13 protein-coding genes are annotated in these 16,438 nt (G+C 69.1%); 3 read left to right on the forward strand and 10 right to left on the reverse strand.

Features of this window, described 5'->3' with window-relative positions:
• Positions 1–411: 411 nt before the first annotated feature.
• The 3 genes from uvrB to rpsA form a co-directional block, all read right to left on the reverse strand.
• A complete protein-coding gene (gene uvrB, locus J5X75_RS06420) occupies positions 412–2,529 on the reverse strand; it encodes an excinuclease ABC subunit UvrB (protein WP_208466350.1) in 2,118 nt (705 codons plus the stop codon).
• 274 nt (positions 2,530–2,803) lie between these two features.
• Complete coding sequence (gene coaE, locus J5X75_RS06425; RefSeq protein ID WP_208466351.1) at positions 2,804–3,961, reverse strand: dephospho-CoA kinase; 1,158 nt, start codon at positions 3,959–3,961, stop codon at positions 2,804–2,806.
• Between the two features lie 128 nt (positions 3,962–4,089).
• Positions 4,090–5,589: a 30S ribosomal protein S1 gene (gene rpsA, locus J5X75_RS06430; protein ID WP_208466352.1), complete on the reverse strand. Its 1,500-nt coding sequence runs from the start codon at positions 5,587–5,589 to the stop codon at positions 4,090–4,092.
• Positions 5,590–5,913: 324 nt separating this feature from the next.
• Here rpsA and J5X75_RS06435 point away from each other — a divergent pair, with 324 nt between their 5' ends.
• From J5X75_RS06435 to J5X75_RS06445, 3 genes are all read left to right on the forward strand, one after another.
• Complete coding sequence (locus J5X75_RS06435) at positions 5,914–6,714, forward strand: class I SAM-dependent methyltransferase (RefSeq protein ID WP_208466353.1); 801 nt, start codon at positions 5,914–5,916, stop codon at positions 6,712–6,714.
• Between the two features lie 178 nt (positions 6,715–6,892).
• Entirely contained in the window at positions 6,893–7,072 is a 180-nt protein-coding gene (locus J5X75_RS06440) for a hypervirulence associated TUDOR domain-containing protein (RefSeq protein ID WP_307797954.1), read from the forward strand.
• Complete coding sequence (locus tag J5X75_RS06445) at positions 7,065–7,394, forward strand: DUF3140 domain-containing protein (protein ID WP_208466355.1); 330 nt, start codon at positions 7,065–7,067, stop codon at positions 7,392–7,394. The genes J5X75_RS06440 and J5X75_RS06445 overlap by 8 nt, the downstream gene beginning before the upstream one ends.
• A gap of 297 nt (positions 7,395–7,691) precedes the next feature.
• On the opposite strand, the gene J5X75_RS06450 is transcribed toward J5X75_RS06445, so the two are convergent.
• From J5X75_RS06450 to J5X75_RS06480, 7 genes are all read right to left on the reverse strand, one after another.
• Complete coding sequence (locus J5X75_RS06450; RefSeq protein ID WP_307797955.1) at positions 7,692–8,078, reverse strand: ArsR/SmtB family transcription factor; 387 nt, start codon at positions 8,076–8,078, stop codon at positions 7,692–7,694.
• A 477-nt stretch (positions 8,079–8,555) separates the two neighbouring features.
• The gene (gene polA, locus J5X75_RS06455; RefSeq protein WP_208466356.1) at positions 8,556–11,249 is read right to left on the reverse strand and encodes a DNA polymerase I; all 2,694 of its coding nucleotides are present in this window, start codon (positions 11,247–11,249) and stop codon (positions 8,556–8,558) included.
• A gap of 93 nt (positions 11,250–11,342) precedes the next feature.
• Positions 11,343–12,053, reverse strand: coding sequence for an ABC transporter ATP-binding protein (locus tag J5X75_RS06460; RefSeq protein WP_208466357.1), 711 nt, complete (start codon positions 12,051–12,053; stop codon positions 11,343–11,345).
• The gene (locus tag J5X75_RS06465) at positions 12,043–12,936 is read right to left on the reverse strand and encodes an ABC transporter ATP-binding protein (protein ID WP_208466358.1); all 894 of its coding nucleotides are present in this window, start codon (positions 12,934–12,936) and stop codon (positions 12,043–12,045) included. Before J5X75_RS06465 ends, J5X75_RS06460 begins: the two co-directional genes overlap by 11 nt.
• Positions 12,929–14,074, reverse strand: a complete 1,146-nt coding sequence (locus J5X75_RS06470; RefSeq protein ID WP_183217517.1) for a branched-chain amino acid ABC transporter permease — start codon at positions 14,072–14,074, stop codon at positions 12,929–12,931. Before J5X75_RS06470 ends, J5X75_RS06465 begins: the two co-directional genes overlap by 8 nt.
• Complete coding sequence (locus J5X75_RS06475) at positions 14,071–15,012, reverse strand: branched-chain amino acid ABC transporter permease (RefSeq protein WP_208466359.1); 942 nt, start codon at positions 15,010–15,012, stop codon at positions 14,071–14,073. Before J5X75_RS06475 ends, J5X75_RS06470 begins: the two co-directional genes overlap by 4 nt.
• Before the next feature lie 62 nt (positions 15,013–15,074).
• On the reverse strand, positions 15,075–16,232 hold the full coding sequence (locus J5X75_RS06480) for a branched-chain amino acid ABC transporter substrate-binding protein (RefSeq protein WP_208466360.1): 1,158 nt from the start codon (positions 16,230–16,232) through the stop codon (positions 15,075–15,077).
• Positions 16,233–16,438 lie beyond the last annotated feature (206 nt).

Here is a 16,438-nt window from a genome sequence, read left to right on the forward strand (position 1 = left end):
GGCGTTCCGTGTTGACGAGACCGGAGCGGGGGAATACTCCCCTCCCACAGCAGCCATTGTTGCGCATCCGAGGCGCAATCGGCACACCGGGAGGACAGGGAGTGGCACAGCTCGCGGCCAAACCACTCAACCAGGCTGTTCTGGCGTCCGCCGACTCCGTCGCTGGCCCGGGGCGCCCATTTCCTCTCAGACTACGCCCTGACCTGCGAAATCAAACCCCTTCCCAGTACGCCGTGGGCACTCCCGCCGCTCGGCTCAGCCGAGCTCGTGCCGGTATCGGGCCCGGCGCCCGTGCTCCCCGGAATCCGAGCCGGCGGTAGAGCGCGGCGGCCGGGTTGCCGACGCCGGCGCAAAGCCATGCCTCGCCCGCCCCCGCGCCGGTCATCCGCCGCGGCGACTCCCGGATCAGGGCTATTTCACCCCCGCCGCGTCCATGCCGCGCAGTTCCTTCTTCAGGTCGTGGATCTCGTCGCGGATCCGGGCGGCCAGCTCGAACTGCAACTCCCGGGCCGCACCCAGCATCTGCTCGTTGAGGTCCTGGATGAGCTGGGCCAGCTCGGCCCGGGCCATACCGGCGCGCGCCGGAGCGGCCGCCGCCTTGCCCTTCGAGCGGGTCTCCGGGACGGGCGCCTTGCCCCGGGACATCTGCCGGCCCGCGCCACCGACCATCGGCGCGCCGACCGCCTCGTCGGTGTCCTCGGCCTCGCGGTAGATGTCGTCCAGGATGTCGTGGATCTTCTTCCGCAGCGCCTGCGGCTTGATCCCGTTGGCCTCGTTGTGGGCGATCTGCTTGGCCCGGCGCCGCTCGGTCTCCTCGATGGCGTCCCGCATCGACGGAGTGATCTTGTCGGCATACATGTGGACCTCGCCGGAGACGTTCCGTGCGGCCCGGCCGATGGTCTGGATCAGGGACCGGCCACTGCGCAGGAAGCCCTCCTTGTCGGCGTCGAGGATGGCGACCAGCGACACCTCGGGCAGGTCGAGGCCCTCCCGGAGCAGGTTGATGCCGACCAGCACGTCGTAGTCGCCCTTGCGCAGTTCCTTGAGCAGCTCGACCCGGCGCAGCGTGTCGACCTCGGAGTGCAGGTAGCGGACGCGGATCCCGTTCTCCAGGAGATAGTCGGTGAGGTCCTCGGCCATCTTCTTGGTGAGGGTGGTGACCAGGACCCGCTCGTCCTTCTCGGTCCGCAGTTTGATCTCGTGCATCAGGTCGTCGATCTGGCCCTTGGTGGGCTTCACCACGACGTGCGGGTCGACCAGGCCGGTGGGGCGGATCACCTGCTCGACGAACTCGCCCTGGGCCTGCTCCATCTCCCAGTTGCCGGGGGTGGCGGAGAGGAACACCATCTGGCCGACGCGCTCGAGGAACTCGTCGAACCGCAGCGGCCGGTTGTCGGCGGCGCTGGGCAGGCGGAAGCCGTGCTCGATGAGGATCCGCTTCCGCGAGGCGTCGCCCTCGTACATCCCGCCGATCTGCGGGATCGTCACGTGCGACTCGTCGATGACGGTGACGAAGTCGTCGGGGAAGTAGTCCAGCAGGGTGTAGGCGGGCTCCCCGAACGTCCGGCCGTCCATGTGCATCGAGTAGTTCTCGATGCCGTTGCAGAACCCGACCTGCCGCATCATCTCGAGGTCGTAGGTGGTCCGCATCCGCAGCCGCTGCGCCTCGAGCAGCTTGCCCTGCCGCTCGAACTCGGCGAGCCGCTCCGCCAACTCGGCCTCGATGTCGCGGGTCGCCCGCTCCATCCGCTCCGGGCCGGCGCCGTAGTGCGTGGCCGGGAAGATGATCAGCTCGTCGACCTCGCGGATCACGTCGCCGGTGAGCGGGTGCAGGTAGTAGAGCTTCTCCACCTCGTCGCCGAACAGCTCGATCCGGACGGCGAGTTCCTCGTAGGCCGGGATGATCTCCAGGGTGTCGCCCCGGACCCGGAACGTGCCACGCTGGAAGGCCATGTCGTTGCGGGTGTACTGGATGTCGACCAGCTTGCGCAGCAGCTTGTCCCGGTCGATCTCCTCACCGACCTTGACCCGGGCGGCCATGTCGACATATTCCTGCGGGGTGCCGAGGCCGTAGATGGCGCTGACCGTCGCGACCACGATCGTGTCCCGCCGGGTCAGCAGGGAACGGGTGGCCGAGTGGCGCAGCCGCTCCACCTCCTCGTTGATCGAGGAGTCCTTCTCGATGTAGGTGTCGGTCTGGGCGATGTACGCCTCGGGCTGGTAGTAGTCGTAGTAGCTGACGAAATACTCCACCGCGTTGTTCGGCAGCAGCTCGCGGAACTCCTTGGCGAGCTGGGCGCAGAGCGTCTTGTTGGGCGCCAGCACCAGGGCCGGCCGCTGGAGCCGCTCGATGAGCCAGGCCGTGGTCGCGCTCTTACCGGTGCCGGTGGCGCCGAGCAGGACGGTGTGCCGGTCGCCGCGCCGGACCCGCCGCTCCAGGTCGTCGATCGCGGCCGGCTGGTCACCGGCGGGCTGGTAGTCGCTGACGACCTCGAACCGGCCGTCGAGTCGTGGGATGTCTAGCGCCATGCCCATCACCGTACGTCGGGGGTGTGACAAGTTCTCGAAGCGGCGTGCTGAGGGTGCACATTCGGCCCCACCGCACGGCATTGTCCGGATTTCCGGCGCTGCCTACGCTGGGCCGGTAGGCCGCTCGCGGCGGCCGCCGGCAGCGCGCGGGTCCCCACACGGCCCGCCGCACCGCACCGTGGTCGATGCGCCCCGGACGCCCTGGCGAGCGCACCCGCGGTGGGTCGTTCACCGCACGACCCGGCCGCCGCGAGGGCCCCTTCCCGTGCCGGTCTCAGTCGGTGCCGGGCTGCCAGCCGGTCGCCTCGGCCCAGTCGTCGGCCGCCCGGGCCTCCTGCTCGAGCCGGTCCCGGCTGCCGCGCACGTGCGACTGCTTCGCCGCGGCGTAGGCGTCCCGGGCCTCCGGCACGGCCCGCAGGTGGTCGCGCGTCAGCAGGGCGAACCGCCAGCCGGGCGACCCGGTGACGCGGACGTGCAGGTCGACCCGGTAGCCCGGGTCGGCACAACCGTGCATCCGCTTCGGCCAGGTGCGGCCGGGGATCCCGTAGGCATGGTCGGACCAGTCGCCGGCCCGCGCCGGGAAGCCCAGGTCGGCGAGTGTTCCGGCGAGCGCGTCGGCCTCGCCGAGGGTGCGCACGCCGATCATCAGATCGATGACGTCCTGGGCGGGCAGGCCGGGCACCGCGGTCGATCCGATGTGATGGATCCCGACATCGTCACCGAGCCCGTGCCGGAGCCGGGCGACGAGCCGGGCGGCGGCACGCGGCCACTCCGGATCCGAGGGCAGCACGCGCGGGCCGGGACTCCTCGGGGCGGAACGCCGCAGCCGCAGGTTGCGCTCGAACTCGACCAGCCGCTCCTGCCACACCCGGTCCACCCGGGCGTGCAGCCGGTCCAGGTCGGTGTCGTTGTCCAGGACGACGTCGGCGACGGCCCGGCGGTGGTCGTCGTCGGTCTGCGCGTCGATGCGGGCGGCGGCTTCCGCCGCGGTCATGCCACGCAGGCGGGTGAGACGGTCGAGACGCACGTCACGGTCCGCGGTGACGACGATCACCAGGTGGTACGTGGGAGCCAGCCCCACCTCGGCCAGCAGCGGCACGTCGTTGACCACCACGGCGTCGGCCCCCGCCGCACGGGTCATCTCGACGGTCCGCTGCCGCACCCGGGGGTGGATGATCTGCTCCAGACGGCGGCGGGCCTGCTCGTCACCGAACACCGCGGCGCCCAGGGCCGGGCGGTCCAGCTCGCCGTCGGGGGTGAGCACACCCGGCCCGAACGCGGCGACGATCTCGGCCAGCCCTTCGGTGCCGGGCTGGACCACCTCCCGGGAGAGCAGGTCGGCGTCGATGATCACCGCACCCCGTTCGGCGAGCCGGCTGGCGACCGCACTCTTACCGGCACCGATACCACCCGTGAGCCCGACTCTCAGCATGGGATCAAGTATCGGCGATGGGTCCGGCCGCCGCGCCGGGGAGGCGGACCCCGTTCGCGAACGGCGAAAGGCCGCCCCGACCGGAGTCGGGACGGCCTTTGGGTACTACCGGCTGACTCGCGTCAGTTTCAGCTCTTGCCGCCGGCCAGCTTCTCGCGCAGAGCGGCGAGAGCCTCGTCGGTGGCCAGGGTGCCCGCGGGCTCCTCGGCGGAGCGCGCCGGGGCCGACGAGCTCGTCGAGGACGACGACGTGGTCACGCCACCGGCCGGAGCCGGGTTGAGCGCGGCCTCGGCGTCGGCGTCGCGGGACGCCTGCACCTGCTTGGTGTGGGCCTCCCAGCGCTCGCGGGCGTCGGCGTACTGCTTCTCCCACGTCTCGCGCTGCTTCTCGTAGCCCTCGAGCCACTCGCCCGTCTCCGGGTCGAAGCCCTCCGGGTAGATGTAGTTGCCCTCGGCGTCGTACGTCGCGGCCATGCCGTAGAGGGTCGGGTCGAAGTGCTCCTCGCCCTCGACGAAGCCCTCGTTGGCCTGCTTGAGCGACAGCGAGATCCGGCGGCGCTCCAGGTCGATGTCGATGACCTTGACCAGGACGTCCGAACCGACCTGCACGACCTGCTCGGGCAGCTCGACGTGACGCTCGGCCAGCTCGGAGATGTGCACCAGGCCCTCGATGCCGTCGTCCACGCGGACGAAGGCGCCGAACGGAACGAGCTTGGTGACCTTACCCGGGACGATCTGGTTGATCGCGTGGGTCCGGGCGAACTGACGCCACGGGTCCTCCTGGGTCGCCTTCAGCGACAGCGAGACGCGCTCGCGGTCCAGGTCGACGTCGAGCACCTCGACCTCGACCTCCTGGCCGACCTCGACGACCTCGGACGGGTGGTCGATGTGCTTCCAGGAGAGCTCGGAGACGTGCACCAGGCCGTCCACGCCGCCCAGGTCCACGAAGGCGCCGAAGTTGACGATGGAGGACACGACGCCCTTGCGGACCTGGCCCTTCTGCAGCTTGTTGAGGAACTCGGTGCGAACCTCGGACTGCGTCTGCTCGAGCCAGGCGCGGCGGGACAGGACCACGTTGTTGCGGTTCTTGTCCAGCTCGATGATCTTCGCCTCGAGCTCACGGCCGACGTACGGCTGCAGGTCACGGACACGGCGCATCTCGACCAGGGAGGCCGGGAGGAAGCCGCGGAGGCCGATGTCGAGGATGAGACCACCCTTGACGACCTCGATGACCGAACCACGGACGACGCCGTCGTCTTCCTTGATCTTCTCGATGGTGCCCCACGCGCGCTCGTACTGAGCACGCTTCTTCGAGAGGATCAGGCGACCCTCCTTGTCCTCCTTGGTGAGGACGAGGGCTTCGATGTGGTCACCGACCGACACCACTTCCGCGGGGTCCACGTCATGCTTGATCGACAACTCGCGCGAGGGGATGACGCCCTCGGTCTTGTAGCCGATGTCGAGCAGGACCTCGTCCCGATCGACCTTGACGACGGTGCCTTCGACAATGTCGCCGTCGTTGAAGTACTTGATGGTCTCGTCGATGGCCGCGAGGAATGCTTCCTCGGATCCGAGATCGTCGACGGTGACCTTGTTGGCGCTCGAGGTGGCCTCGATGCTGCTCGTCATGTGGACAGTTGCTCCGAACGGAATGGATTCGTGGTGTCTCTCGCGCTCCACGGAACTGCCGCCGGAAGCGACACGAACGAGCGAGACGACCCAACCGTTGAAGCAGTCTGATCATTACAGTCGATCATGCCGAGACCGGCGACCACGGAGCCTGCTCCCTGCCGAGGCACACGATCCGCGAGCGCATCGACTAGCTTACCGTGCGCATTACCACAGGTTGCAAGCCCTCCTGAGGAGCGCGGCACATTGTTGGGCCGGAACCCGTCAGCATGCCCTATATGGGCTGAATCGGTACGGTGGACACGCCTGCCGTACCGTTGCCGGGTGACCTCGCACCACTCGAACGAGACCCCCACCGAAGCCGAGGCGCGCCGCGGCAACCGGGCCTGGTGGGACATCGACGCCGATGACTACCAGGAGGAGCACGGCGCCTTCCTGGGCGACGTGGACTTCGTCTGGTGCCCCGAGCGGCTGCGCGAGGCCGACGCACGGCTGCTCGGCGCCGTACCGGGGAAGAAGATCCTGGAACTCGGCGCCGGCGCCGCGGCAGCCAGCCGGTGGCTGCGCCGCGAGGGCGCCCATCCGGTCGCCATGGACCTCTCCGGGGGCATGCTGCGGCACGCGCGCGAGGCCGAGGACCGCACCGGGGTACGCGTGCCGCTCGTCCAGGCCGACGCGATGGCGCTGCCGTTCGCCGCGGACTCGTTCGACATCGTGTGCACGGCGTTCGGGGCGATCCCGTTCGTGGCCGACTCCGGCGCGGCCATGCGCGAGGTGGCCCGGGTGCTGCGGCCCGGCGGCAGCTGGGTGTTCTCGGTCACCCACCCGATGCGGTGGATCTTCTGGGACGAGCCGGGCGAGGACGGGCTGGTGGCCCGGAACTCGTACTTCGACCGCTCCCCCTATGTCGAACGCGACGACGACGGGACGGTCACCTACCTGGAGCAGCACCGCACCCTGGGCGACCGGGTGCGCGAGCTGGTGGCGGCCGGGTTCGTGCTGCGCGACCTGATCGAGTCGGAGTGGCCGGCCGGTCACGAGCAGGAGTGGGGTCAGTGGAGCCCACTGCGCGGCCGGCTGTTCCCGGGAACCGCGATCTTCGTCTGCGACCTCCCGAAACACTGACCCGCCGGCCGGCTCCCAGCGCTGCCTCAACCACCCCCGAACAGCCCCCGCGCTGGACGTGAGCGCTGTCTCGAGCACGCCGGAACAGCGCCGAGAGCCGGCCGGGTGATTTGCCGCGCCGCGGGGGTACTCGGCGGATATGGGCAACGAGGGAAAGAACCTGAAAAAGGGTGACAAGGTGTCGTGGCGGAGTCACGGAGAGAACGTCCACGGCACCGTCCAGCAGAAGATCACCAAACGGACCGAGAGCGCCGGGCGGACCGTGGCGGCGTCGGCGGAGGAGCCGCAGTACAAGGTGCGCAGCGACAAGACCGGGCGTGAGGCGGTGCACAAGCCGGGGGCGTTACGCCATGACTGACACCGAGGTGTACGCCGCATTCCGTGACGCGGTGAACATGACCGCCGGCGAGCTGCGGACGTGGCTGGAAACCGAGGATTCGAAAGCGGCCGGCCAGAGGTCGTCGCCGGGCGCCGAGTCGGTCGGGCACCACTCCGGCCGGAAGATCGTCGGGATCCTCGGCAAGAAGAAGACCGAACTGACCGAGGCCGACGAGCAGCACATGCGCAAGGTCGTCGGCTACGTCCATCGGCACACGGCCCAACGCCCCGACGGTGACGTGGCCGACAGCCGGTGGCGGCACTCACTGATGAACTGGGGCCACGACCCGCTCAAGAAGTGACCGCCGGCACGATCCGGCGGTCCCGCCGATCAACGATCGCCGTCCGAAGCTGCCGGTGGCACGAGCGAGCGACCGCCCGCCGGAGGCCGACGGCGGCATGGGCGAGCGACCACACGCCGGAGCCTGACGGTGGCGCAAGCGAGCGACCACACGCCGGAGGCCGACGGTAGCGCGACCGAGCGACCAGCCGTCCGAGGCTGACGGCGTCACGGGCAAGCGACCACACGCCGGAGGCCGACGGTGGTGCGAGCGACCGCCCGTCGGACGCTTAGGGCGGCACGGGCGAGCGAACGGCGGTCAGGATTCGGCGGGCGCGCGGCGGGCGTCCAGGACGCCGGCCAGGCGGGTGAGGGCGGCGGGGACCGGCCGGTAGTAGACCCAGGTGCCGCGGCGGGAGCAGTCGACCAGTCCGGCCTCCCGGAGGATCCGCAGATGGTGCGAGATGGTGGGGCCGGTGAGCGGGAACGCGGCGCTGAGGTCGCAGACGCAGATCTCCCCGTCCGCGGCCGAGGCGATCATCGACAAGAGGCGCAGCCGGACCGGGTCGCCCAGCGCCTTGAACGGGCCGGCGAGGTGCCCGGCCTGGTCCTCGTCCAGCGCTCCGCCCCCGAGCGCCGGGCCGATCGGTGCGAGGTCAGCGCCGGGGTCGGCGTCGGCCTCCATCGGCATCGATCGGATCGGCATCGGACCAGGGTGTCAGAACGGGGCAAACTGCGGCCCGGATGCCACCCGGACGGGTGCTCCGGTCACCCACCCGGGCGTCACCGCCTACCCCAATCCCATCGATGAGCCAGCTGGCGGAAGGCCCGGCGAGCATGAACCCCGGCTCGAAGGGCCGATCCGCGAGAGAGATCCGGCTTGCAGAGAGCCCCACTCACGAGACAAACCCCACCCGACCGAAACCCCACCCACAAAAGAAGTCCGGCCCGGGAAGAGCCCACCAGGAGACAAGCCGCACCCGACCAAACCCCACCCGCGAGACAAGCCCGGCCCGAGGGAGGGCCGAGGCGAGGGAGGGCCGAGGCGAGGGAGGGCCGAGGCGAGGGAGGGCCGGGGCGAGGGAGGGCCGGGGCGAGGGAGGGCCGGGGCGAGGGAAGCCCAGCCCAAGGAAAGCCCGCGGCGAGGGAAGGCCGGCCCGAGGGAAGGCCGGGCTGGGCTACGTCAGTGGTCGGCGCCGTTCCAGTCGCGGCCTGCGCCGATGGAGACCTCCAGAGGCACGGAGAGGGGGTAGGCGGCGCCCATTTCGCGGCGGACCAGGTCCTCGAGGGGTTCGCGTTCGCCGGGGGCGATCTCGAAGACGAGTTCGTCGTGGACCTGCAGGAGCATGCGGGAGGCGAGGCCGCTGTCCTTGAGGGCCTCGTCGACGTGCAGCATCGCGATCTTGATGATGTCGGCGGCGGAGCCCTGGATGGGGGCGTTGAGGGCCATCCGTTCGGCCATCTCGCGCCGCTGGCGGTTGTCGCTGCTCAGGTCGGGCAGGTAGCGCCGGCGGCCGAGGATGGTGGCGGTGTAGCCGTCCTTCCCGGCGCGCTGGACGACGGCCTGGAGGTAGTCGCGGACGCCGCCGAACCGTTCGAAATACTCCGTCATCAGGGTGCGCGCCTCCTCGGTGGAGATGCTCAGCTGATTGGAGAGGCCGAAGGCGCTCAGCCCGTACGCCAGGCCATAGTTCATGGCTTTGATCTTGCGTCGCTGGTCGGGGGTGACCTCGCCGAGGCCGACGTGGAAGACCGACGAGGCGGTGGCGGCGTGGAAGTCGGCGCCGGAGTTGAACGCGGCGATCAGCGCGTCGTCGCCGGACAGGTGCGCCATGATCCGCATTTCGATCTGGCTGTAGTCGGCGGTCATCAGCTGGTCGAAGCCGGGGCCGACGACGAAGGCGCGGCGGATGCGCCGGCCCTCCTCGGTGCGGATCGGGATGTTCTGCAGGTTGGGGTCGGTCGACGAGAGCCGGCCGGTGGCGGCGACGGTCTGGTTGAAGGTGGTGTGGATGCGGCCGTCGTCGGAGACCGATTTGAGCAGGCCGTCGACGGTCGACTTGAGCTTGGCGACGTCGCGGTGGCGCAGCAGGTGGGCCAGCAGGGGGTCGCCGGTCTGCTCGAACAGGTTGGTGAGCGCGTCGGCGTCGGTGGTGTACCCCGACTTGATCTTCTTGGTCTTCGGCAGGTTGCGCTCGACGAAGAGGATCTCCTGGAGCTGCTTGGGCGAGCCGAGGTTGAACTCGCGGCCGACGACCTCGTGCGCGGCCTGCTGGGCGGCCTTCACCTCGGCGGCGAAGTGCGACTCCAGCTCGGACAGGTAGTCGGTGTCGGCGGCGATGCCACGCCGTTCCATCTCGGCGAGGACGACCGACAGGGGCTGTTCGACGTCGGCGAGCAGCCGGACCGACTCGCCGCCGTCGCGGGACAGCTCGGCGGTGAGGACCTCGGCGAGGTCGAGGGTGGCCCGGGCGCGCAGCATCACCGCCTGCTCGGCGGTGTGGTCGTCGGTCGTCTCGAAGGAGAGGGCGAGCTGGCCGTCGGACGGCTCCTCGACGCGCAGCTCCCGCTTGAGGTAGCGCAGGGCGAGGTCGTTCAGGTCGTACGCCCGCTGGTCGGGTTTGGCCAGGTAGGCGGCGAGGGCGGTGTCGGTGGTGACGCCGGCGAGCTGCCAGCCGTGTGCGTGGAAGGCGAGCAGCGCCGGTTTCGCGTCGTGGATCACCTTGGGCCGGGACGGCTCGGCCAGCCAGGCGGCGACGGCGCGTTCGTCGTCCTCGTCGAGGGTGGCCGGGTCGAACCAGGCGGCGGGACCGCCCGCGGTGGCCACGGCCACGCCGGTGAGCCGGCCGGCGCCGCGGCCGAACGTGCCGGTGACGGCGACGCCGACCGGGGCGGTGCCGGCGTGCTCACGCAGCCACGCGGCGACGCCACCGGAGCGCAGCACGGACGCGTCGATGTCGAAGCCGGCCTCGGCCTCCGGCTCGACGGCCTCCAGGTACGAATACAGCCGCTCGCGCAGCACCCGGAACTCGAGGGCGTCGAAGACCTGGTGCACCGCCTCGCGATCCCAGCCCTCCCACCGCACGTCGGCCGGGGTCAGCGGCAGCTCCAGGTCGCAGACCAGGGCGTTGAGGTCGTAGTTGCGCATCACGTCGGCGAGGTGGGCGCGCAGGTTGTCGCCGACCTTCCCCTTGATCTTGTCGACGTTGGCGACGATGCCGTCGAGGCCGCCGTACTCCTTGATCCACTTGGCGGCGGTCTTGTCGCCCACGCCGGGCACACCGGTCAGGTTGTCGCTGGACTCGCCGACCAGGGCGGCCTTGTCGCGGTACCGGGAGGGGGGTACGAAGTACTTCGTCTCGATGGCCTCGGGTGTCATCCGCCACACGTCGGAGACGCCGCGGACCGGGTACAGGATGGTGACGTGGTCGCCGGCGAGCTGGAAGGCGTCCCGGTCACCGGTGGAGATGATCACCTCCATGCCGGCGGCGCGGCCCTGGGTGGCCAGGGTGCCGATGATGTCGTCGGCCTCGTAGCCGGGCTTCTCCACGACCGGGATGCGCAGCGCCTCCAGCACCTCCTTGATCAGGCTGACCTGACCCAGGAACGGCTTCGGCGTCTCCGAGCGGCCGGCTTTGTACTCCGCATACTTCTCGGTGCGGAAGGAGACGCGGGAGACGTCGAAGGCGACCACGATGTGGGTCGGCTTCTCGTCGCGCAGCATGTTGATGAGCATCGACGTGAAGCCGAACACGGCGTTGGTCGGCTGACCGGTGTGGGTGCTGAAATTCTCCACGGGCAGCGCGAAGAAGGCCCGGTAGGCCAGCGAGTGGCCGTCGAGCAGCAGCAGTCGGGGGGTCTGGGCGTCGTCGCTCACGTCCCAGAACTCTAGTCGCCGGGTCTGACAAGTTTCCGCGCGCACCGCGGGGCGGCCACCCGGTGAGGGTGACCGCCCCGCGGCACGGCTGCGTCAGGCGACGCCGAGGTACGCCTCCTTGACCGCCGGGTCGTGCAGGAGGTCCTGACCGGTGCCCTCCTTGACGATCCGGCCGGTCTCCAGCACGTACCCGCGGTGGGCGCGGGCCAGCGCCTGCTGCGCGTTCTGCTCCACCAGCAGCACCGTGGTGCCCTGCTGGTTGATCTCCACGATGATGTCGAAGATCTGCTGGATGATCATCGGGGCGAGGCCCATCGACGGCTCGTCCAGCAGCAGCAGCTTCGGCCGGGACATCAGCGCGCGGCCGACCGCGAGCATCTGCTGCTCACCGCCGGACATCGTGCCGCTGATCTGCTTCTGCCGCTCCTCCAGCCGGGGGAACAGCTCGAACACCCGCTTCAGGTCGGCGGCGACACCGGCCCGGTCCTTGCGGGTGTAGGCGCCCATGTCCAGGTTCTCCAGCACCGTCATGCCGGGGAACACGCCACGGCCCTCGGGCGACTGGCAGATGCCCAGCGGCACCCGCAGGTCGGCGCGCATCGTGGTGATGTCCTTGCCGGCGAACCGGATCTTGCCGGACGCCAGCGGGTTCAGCCCCGAGATGGCCCGCATCGTGGTCGTCTTGCCGGCGCCGTTCGCGCCGATCAGGGCCACGATCTCGCCCTCTTCGACGTGGATGCTCAGGCCGTGCAGCGCCTCGATCCGCCCGTACCGCAGAGTGATGTCGTCGAGCTCAAGAAGCATCTGCGGTCTCCCCCAGGTACGCGGCGATCACCTTCGGGTTCTCCCGGACCTCGGCCGGGGTGCCCTCGGCGATCTTCTTGCCGAACTCCAGCACCACGATCCGGTCGGTCACACCCATCACCAGGCGCATGTCGTGCTCGATCAGCAGCACCGTGTAGCCCAGATCCCGGATCCGCCTGATCAGGTTCATCAGGTCTTCCTTCTCCGCCGGGTTGAAGCCGGCGGCCGGCTCGTCCAGGCAGAGCAGCTTCGGCTCGGTGGCCAGAGCCCGGGCGATCTCCAGGCGCCGCTGGTCACCGTACGGCAGGTTGCGCGCCAGCTCGTTGGCCCGGCCGTGGATGCCGACGAACTTCAGCAGCTCCAGCGCCTTGCGCTCGCCGGCCCGCTCCTCCAGCGTGTGCCGCGAGATGCCGAAGATCTTCGCCGACGTACGGCTGATCTCCTGCCACATCCGCACGATGCCGTTGGAGGAGGTGACCTGCGGCAGCTCCTCCTCCTTCGGGCGCACCCGGTAGAGCCGGAACAGCGCACCCGGAACACTGGTGAAGTGCTGCGAGTCGGCACCGACCATGACGTTCTCGAGCGCCGTCATCTCCGGGAACAACCGGATGTTCTGGAACGTCCGGGCGATGCCCATCCGGTTGATCGCGTGCGGCCGCTTGCCGGTGATCGTCTGCCCGTCGAACGCGACCCGGCCCTCGGTCGGCTTGTAGACGCCCGTCATCACGTTGAAGCAGGTCGTCTTGCCGGCGCCGTTCGGGCCGATCAGGCCGAGGATCTCACCCTTGTTGATGCTGAAGCTCACGTCGTTGAGCGCCACCACACCGCCGAATCGCAGCGTCACGTGGTCGACGTCGAGCAGCACCTCGGTGTTCTCAGACACCTACGGCCACCTCCTCCTGACGGTCCTTCAACTCGCGCGCCCGCCGCCGGCTCGGGATCAGGCCCTGCGGACGGATCAGCATGACCAGCACCAGCGCCAGGCCGAACACCAGGAACCGCCACTCCGAGAACTCCCGGAACCGCTCCGGCAGGTACGCCAGCAGCACGGCACCCAGCGCCACACCGGCCATGTTGCCCGAACCACCGACCACGACCATCGCCACGAACAGAATCGACAGCTGAGCGTTGAACTGGTTCGGCTCGATGAACCCGTTCCGGCTGGCGTACAGCAGCCCGGACAGGGCGCCCAGGGCCGCGCCGATCGCGAACGCCCACAGCTTGAACTTGAACGGGTACACGCCCATCACCGCGGCCGCGTCCTCGTCCTCACGGACCGCCAGCCACGCCCGGCCCACCCGGCTGTTCTCCAGCCGCCGCACCAGCCACACGATCAGCAGCACGGTCGTCAGCGCCAGCCAGTACCACGGCTTCGCGTCGATCAGGCCGAACACGTTGTTGTCCGGCGACGGCTTGCCCTGCGGGCCCGGGATCGCGGCGATACCGGCCGGACCGCCGGACCACTCGACGTTGCGGACCACGATGCGGATGATCTCGCCGAAGCCCAGCGTCACGATCGCCAGATAGTCACCGCGAAGCCGCAGCGTGGGGCCACCGAGCAGGACACCGGAGATCATCGCGAGGCACAGCGCGATCGGGATGCAGATCGCCCAGGCGACCGCCCACTCCTCCGACAGACCGAACTGGGCCTGCAGCGACTTCACCACCGGCGACTGCGTCGACCCGAAAAGCGCCACGCTGTACGCGCCGACCGCGAAGAAGCCGACATAACCGAGGTCCAGCAGACCGGCCAGACCGATGACGACGTTCAACCCGATCGCGATCAGCACATAGACCGCGCAGGTGAACAGCACACCCGCCCAGTTGTTGCCGTTCGCGATGTAGTCGGTCCGCAGCCACGTCAAACCGGGAATGCCCAGGTAGGGCAGGTAGTACAGGAAGATCACGAAAGCGATGAACGCCAGCGACCGCTGCCACTTCGGCAGACCGGCCCACCGCTCGCCGAACTTGGCGCGCAGACCGCCGATGCCGTACTTCGACGTTGCCGTATCCGTCGTCATGCCCGGGCCCTCCCCAGCGACTCACCCAGCAGACCGGTCGGACGGAACAGCAGCACGACCACCAGCACCGTGAACGCCGCCACATCCTCCCAGCTCGACGTCAGCAGCGTGGCCGCGTACACCTCGACGACACCGAGCAGCAGGCCACCGAGCAGTGCGCCGCGCAGGTTACCGATGCCACCGAGTACCGCCGCCGTGAACGCCTTCAGACCCAACAGGAAGCCCACGTTGAACCGGGTGTTGCCGTACCGGACGTTGTAGAGCAGCGCGGCGGCCCCCGCCAGAAGACCACCGAGCAGGAAGATCAGCAGGATCACCCGGTCCTTGTTGACGCCCATCAGCGCCGCCGTGTCCGGGTTCTGCGCCACCGCACGCACGCCACGACCGTACCGGGTGCGGTTGATGAACACGTCCAGGAGGATCATCATCACCAGCGCCGACACGATCGTCAGCAGCTGCGTGTTGGTCACCTCGGTGTTCCCGATCGTGAACAGGATCTCCCGCTCCACGATCGTCGGCATGCCCTTGATCAGCCGGCCCTGCCACAGGCCGAACGCCTCGGACAGCACCAGCGACAGACCGATCGCCGTGATCAGGAAGATCAGCGGCGGCGCGTTCATCCGCCGCAGCCGCCGATAAGCGATCAGCTCCACGCCCACCGCCGTCGCGCCGGACGCCAGCGCACCGGCCACCAGGCCGGCCAGCAGGAACAGGATCATCATTCCGACACTCGGGTTGCTTGTGGCCCCGAGCGCGGTCCAGGTCCCCAGGACCGCGAAAGTACCCACCATGAAGACTTCCGAGTGGGCGAAGTTGATCAGCTTCAAGACGCCGTAGACCAGGGTGTAGCCCAGCGCGACAAGAGCGTAGATAGCGCCCTTGGACAAGCCGTCCACCGTGTGCTGGCCCAGGTGCCCGAAGAGTTCATCGAAGTTCACATAAACCCCTTTGCACCAGATACGGCCGGAGGCAACAGCCTCCGGCCGTATCAGAGCTGGACTCAGCTGAGCTTGATCTCCGACAGCGGCTCGATCGCGCCGCCGGCCTTGACCTCGTACGACCAGATGACGACCTTGGACTTGTCCACGTCGCCGGTCTCGTCGAACTTCAGGTACTTCGAGACGCCCTGCTTGTCGTAAGCGTCCACCCACGCGAGCAGGTCGGCACGGCTCTTCTTGCCCGCCGAGTAACCCTCGAGCAGGATCTTCGCGCCGTCGTAGCCCTCAGCACCGTACGAACCCGGAGCCTGGCCGTACTCCTTCTGGTAGTCGGCCGAGAAGGTGCCACCCGCCTCAGCGGCCGGCAGACACGGGCAGGTCACGATCGCGCCGACCGCGGCCTCACCGGCACCCGACGGGAAACCGGGGTCGTACAGACCGTCGAAGCCGAGGAACTTCGCCGTCACACCGGCCGCACGGGCCTGCTTGAGCAGCGGAGCCGCCTCGTTGGTGTAACCGCCGTACGCGATCAGGTCCGCGCCCGACGACTTGATCTTCGAAATGGTCGCGTCGAAGTTCTGCTGGTCCGTCTGCACCTTGTCGGAGTTGACGACCAGGGAACCCAGACCGGTCTTCACCTCGCCGATGATGCCCACACCGTAGGTCTGGCCATCGTCGATCAGGAAGACCTTCTGCGACTTCAGAGTGTTCTTGATGTAGGTGACCGCGGCGGCCGCCTGGGTCGAGTCGTTACCCACCACCCGGTGGAACGACTTGTTACCCGCCTTGGTCAGCTCGGCGGCGGTCGCCGACGGGCTCACCATCACGAGACCGGCGGCCTCGTAGATCGGCATGGTCGCCTTCGACTCACCGGAGAAGTGACCACCGATCACCGAGGTGAACGACTGGTCCTGCGCCACCTGGTTCGCGATCGGCGTCGCCTGGTCGGCGTTGCCCTGCGTGTCGAACTCCTGCAGGGTCACCTGGCAGTCGGGGTTCGCCGCGTTGTGCTGCTTCACGGCCATCTTCGCGCCGTTCAGCGACGGCAGCACCAGACCCGCGTTCGGACCGGTGAAAGCGCCGAAGATCGCAATCTTGCCGCAGGACGATCCGGACGCGTCAGTCGTCCCGGACCCGCCGGAGTCCTGACAACCTGCCGCGGCCAGCATCGCGGTGGCGAGGCCGACCGCACCCAGGGCCCGTACATAGTTACGCCTCAAGGCTTATGACCTTTCATCCCGGTGCAGGGAAGCGTCACCGGGCCGAGCCGACAACACGCTCACGCGTCACCGCCCCCGACACCCGAAAACCGCAAGCCCCTGCGCACTGCTCGTGATGGCGCAGCGTAGCGGGCTGGGAATTCCTTAAGAAGACGTAGCGGGCCTGCATGCCAAACCGTTACAGAGCGCTGCCCAAAAGTCCGACC

It is taken from the genome of Actinoplanes flavus (assembly GCF_017592555.1).
Classification (GTDB): Bacteria; Actinomycetota; Actinomycetes; order Mycobacteriales; family Micromonosporaceae; genus Actinoplanes; species Actinoplanes flavus.

Coding starts and splice junctions, on each gene's coding strand:
- uvrB (WP_208466350.1), bottom strand. CDS start 2,529: ATGGCGCTAGACATCCCACGACTCGACGGCCGGTTCGAGGTCGTCAGC.
- coaE (WP_208466351.1), bottom strand. CDS start 3,961: ATGCTGAGAGTCGGGCTCACGGGTGGTATCGGTGCCGGTAAGAGTGCG.
- rpsA (WP_208466352.1), bottom strand. CDS start 5,589: ATGACGAGCAGCATCGAGGCCACCTCGAGCGCCAACAAGGTCACCGTC.
- J5X75_RS06445 (WP_208466355.1), top strand. CDS start 7,065: ATGACTGACACCGAGGTGTACGCCGCATTCCGTGACGCGGTGAACATG.
- J5X75_RS06450 (WP_307797955.1), bottom strand. CDS start 8,078: ATGCCGATCCGATCGATGCCGATGGAGGCCGACGCCGACCCCGGCGCT.
- J5X75_RS06460 (WP_208466357.1), bottom strand. CDS start 12,053: ATGCTTCTTGAGCTCGACGACATCACTCTGCGGTACGGGCGGATCGAG.
- J5X75_RS06470 (WP_183217517.1), bottom strand. CDS start 14,074: ATGACGACGGATACGGCAACGTCGAAGTACGGCATCGGCGGTCTGCGC.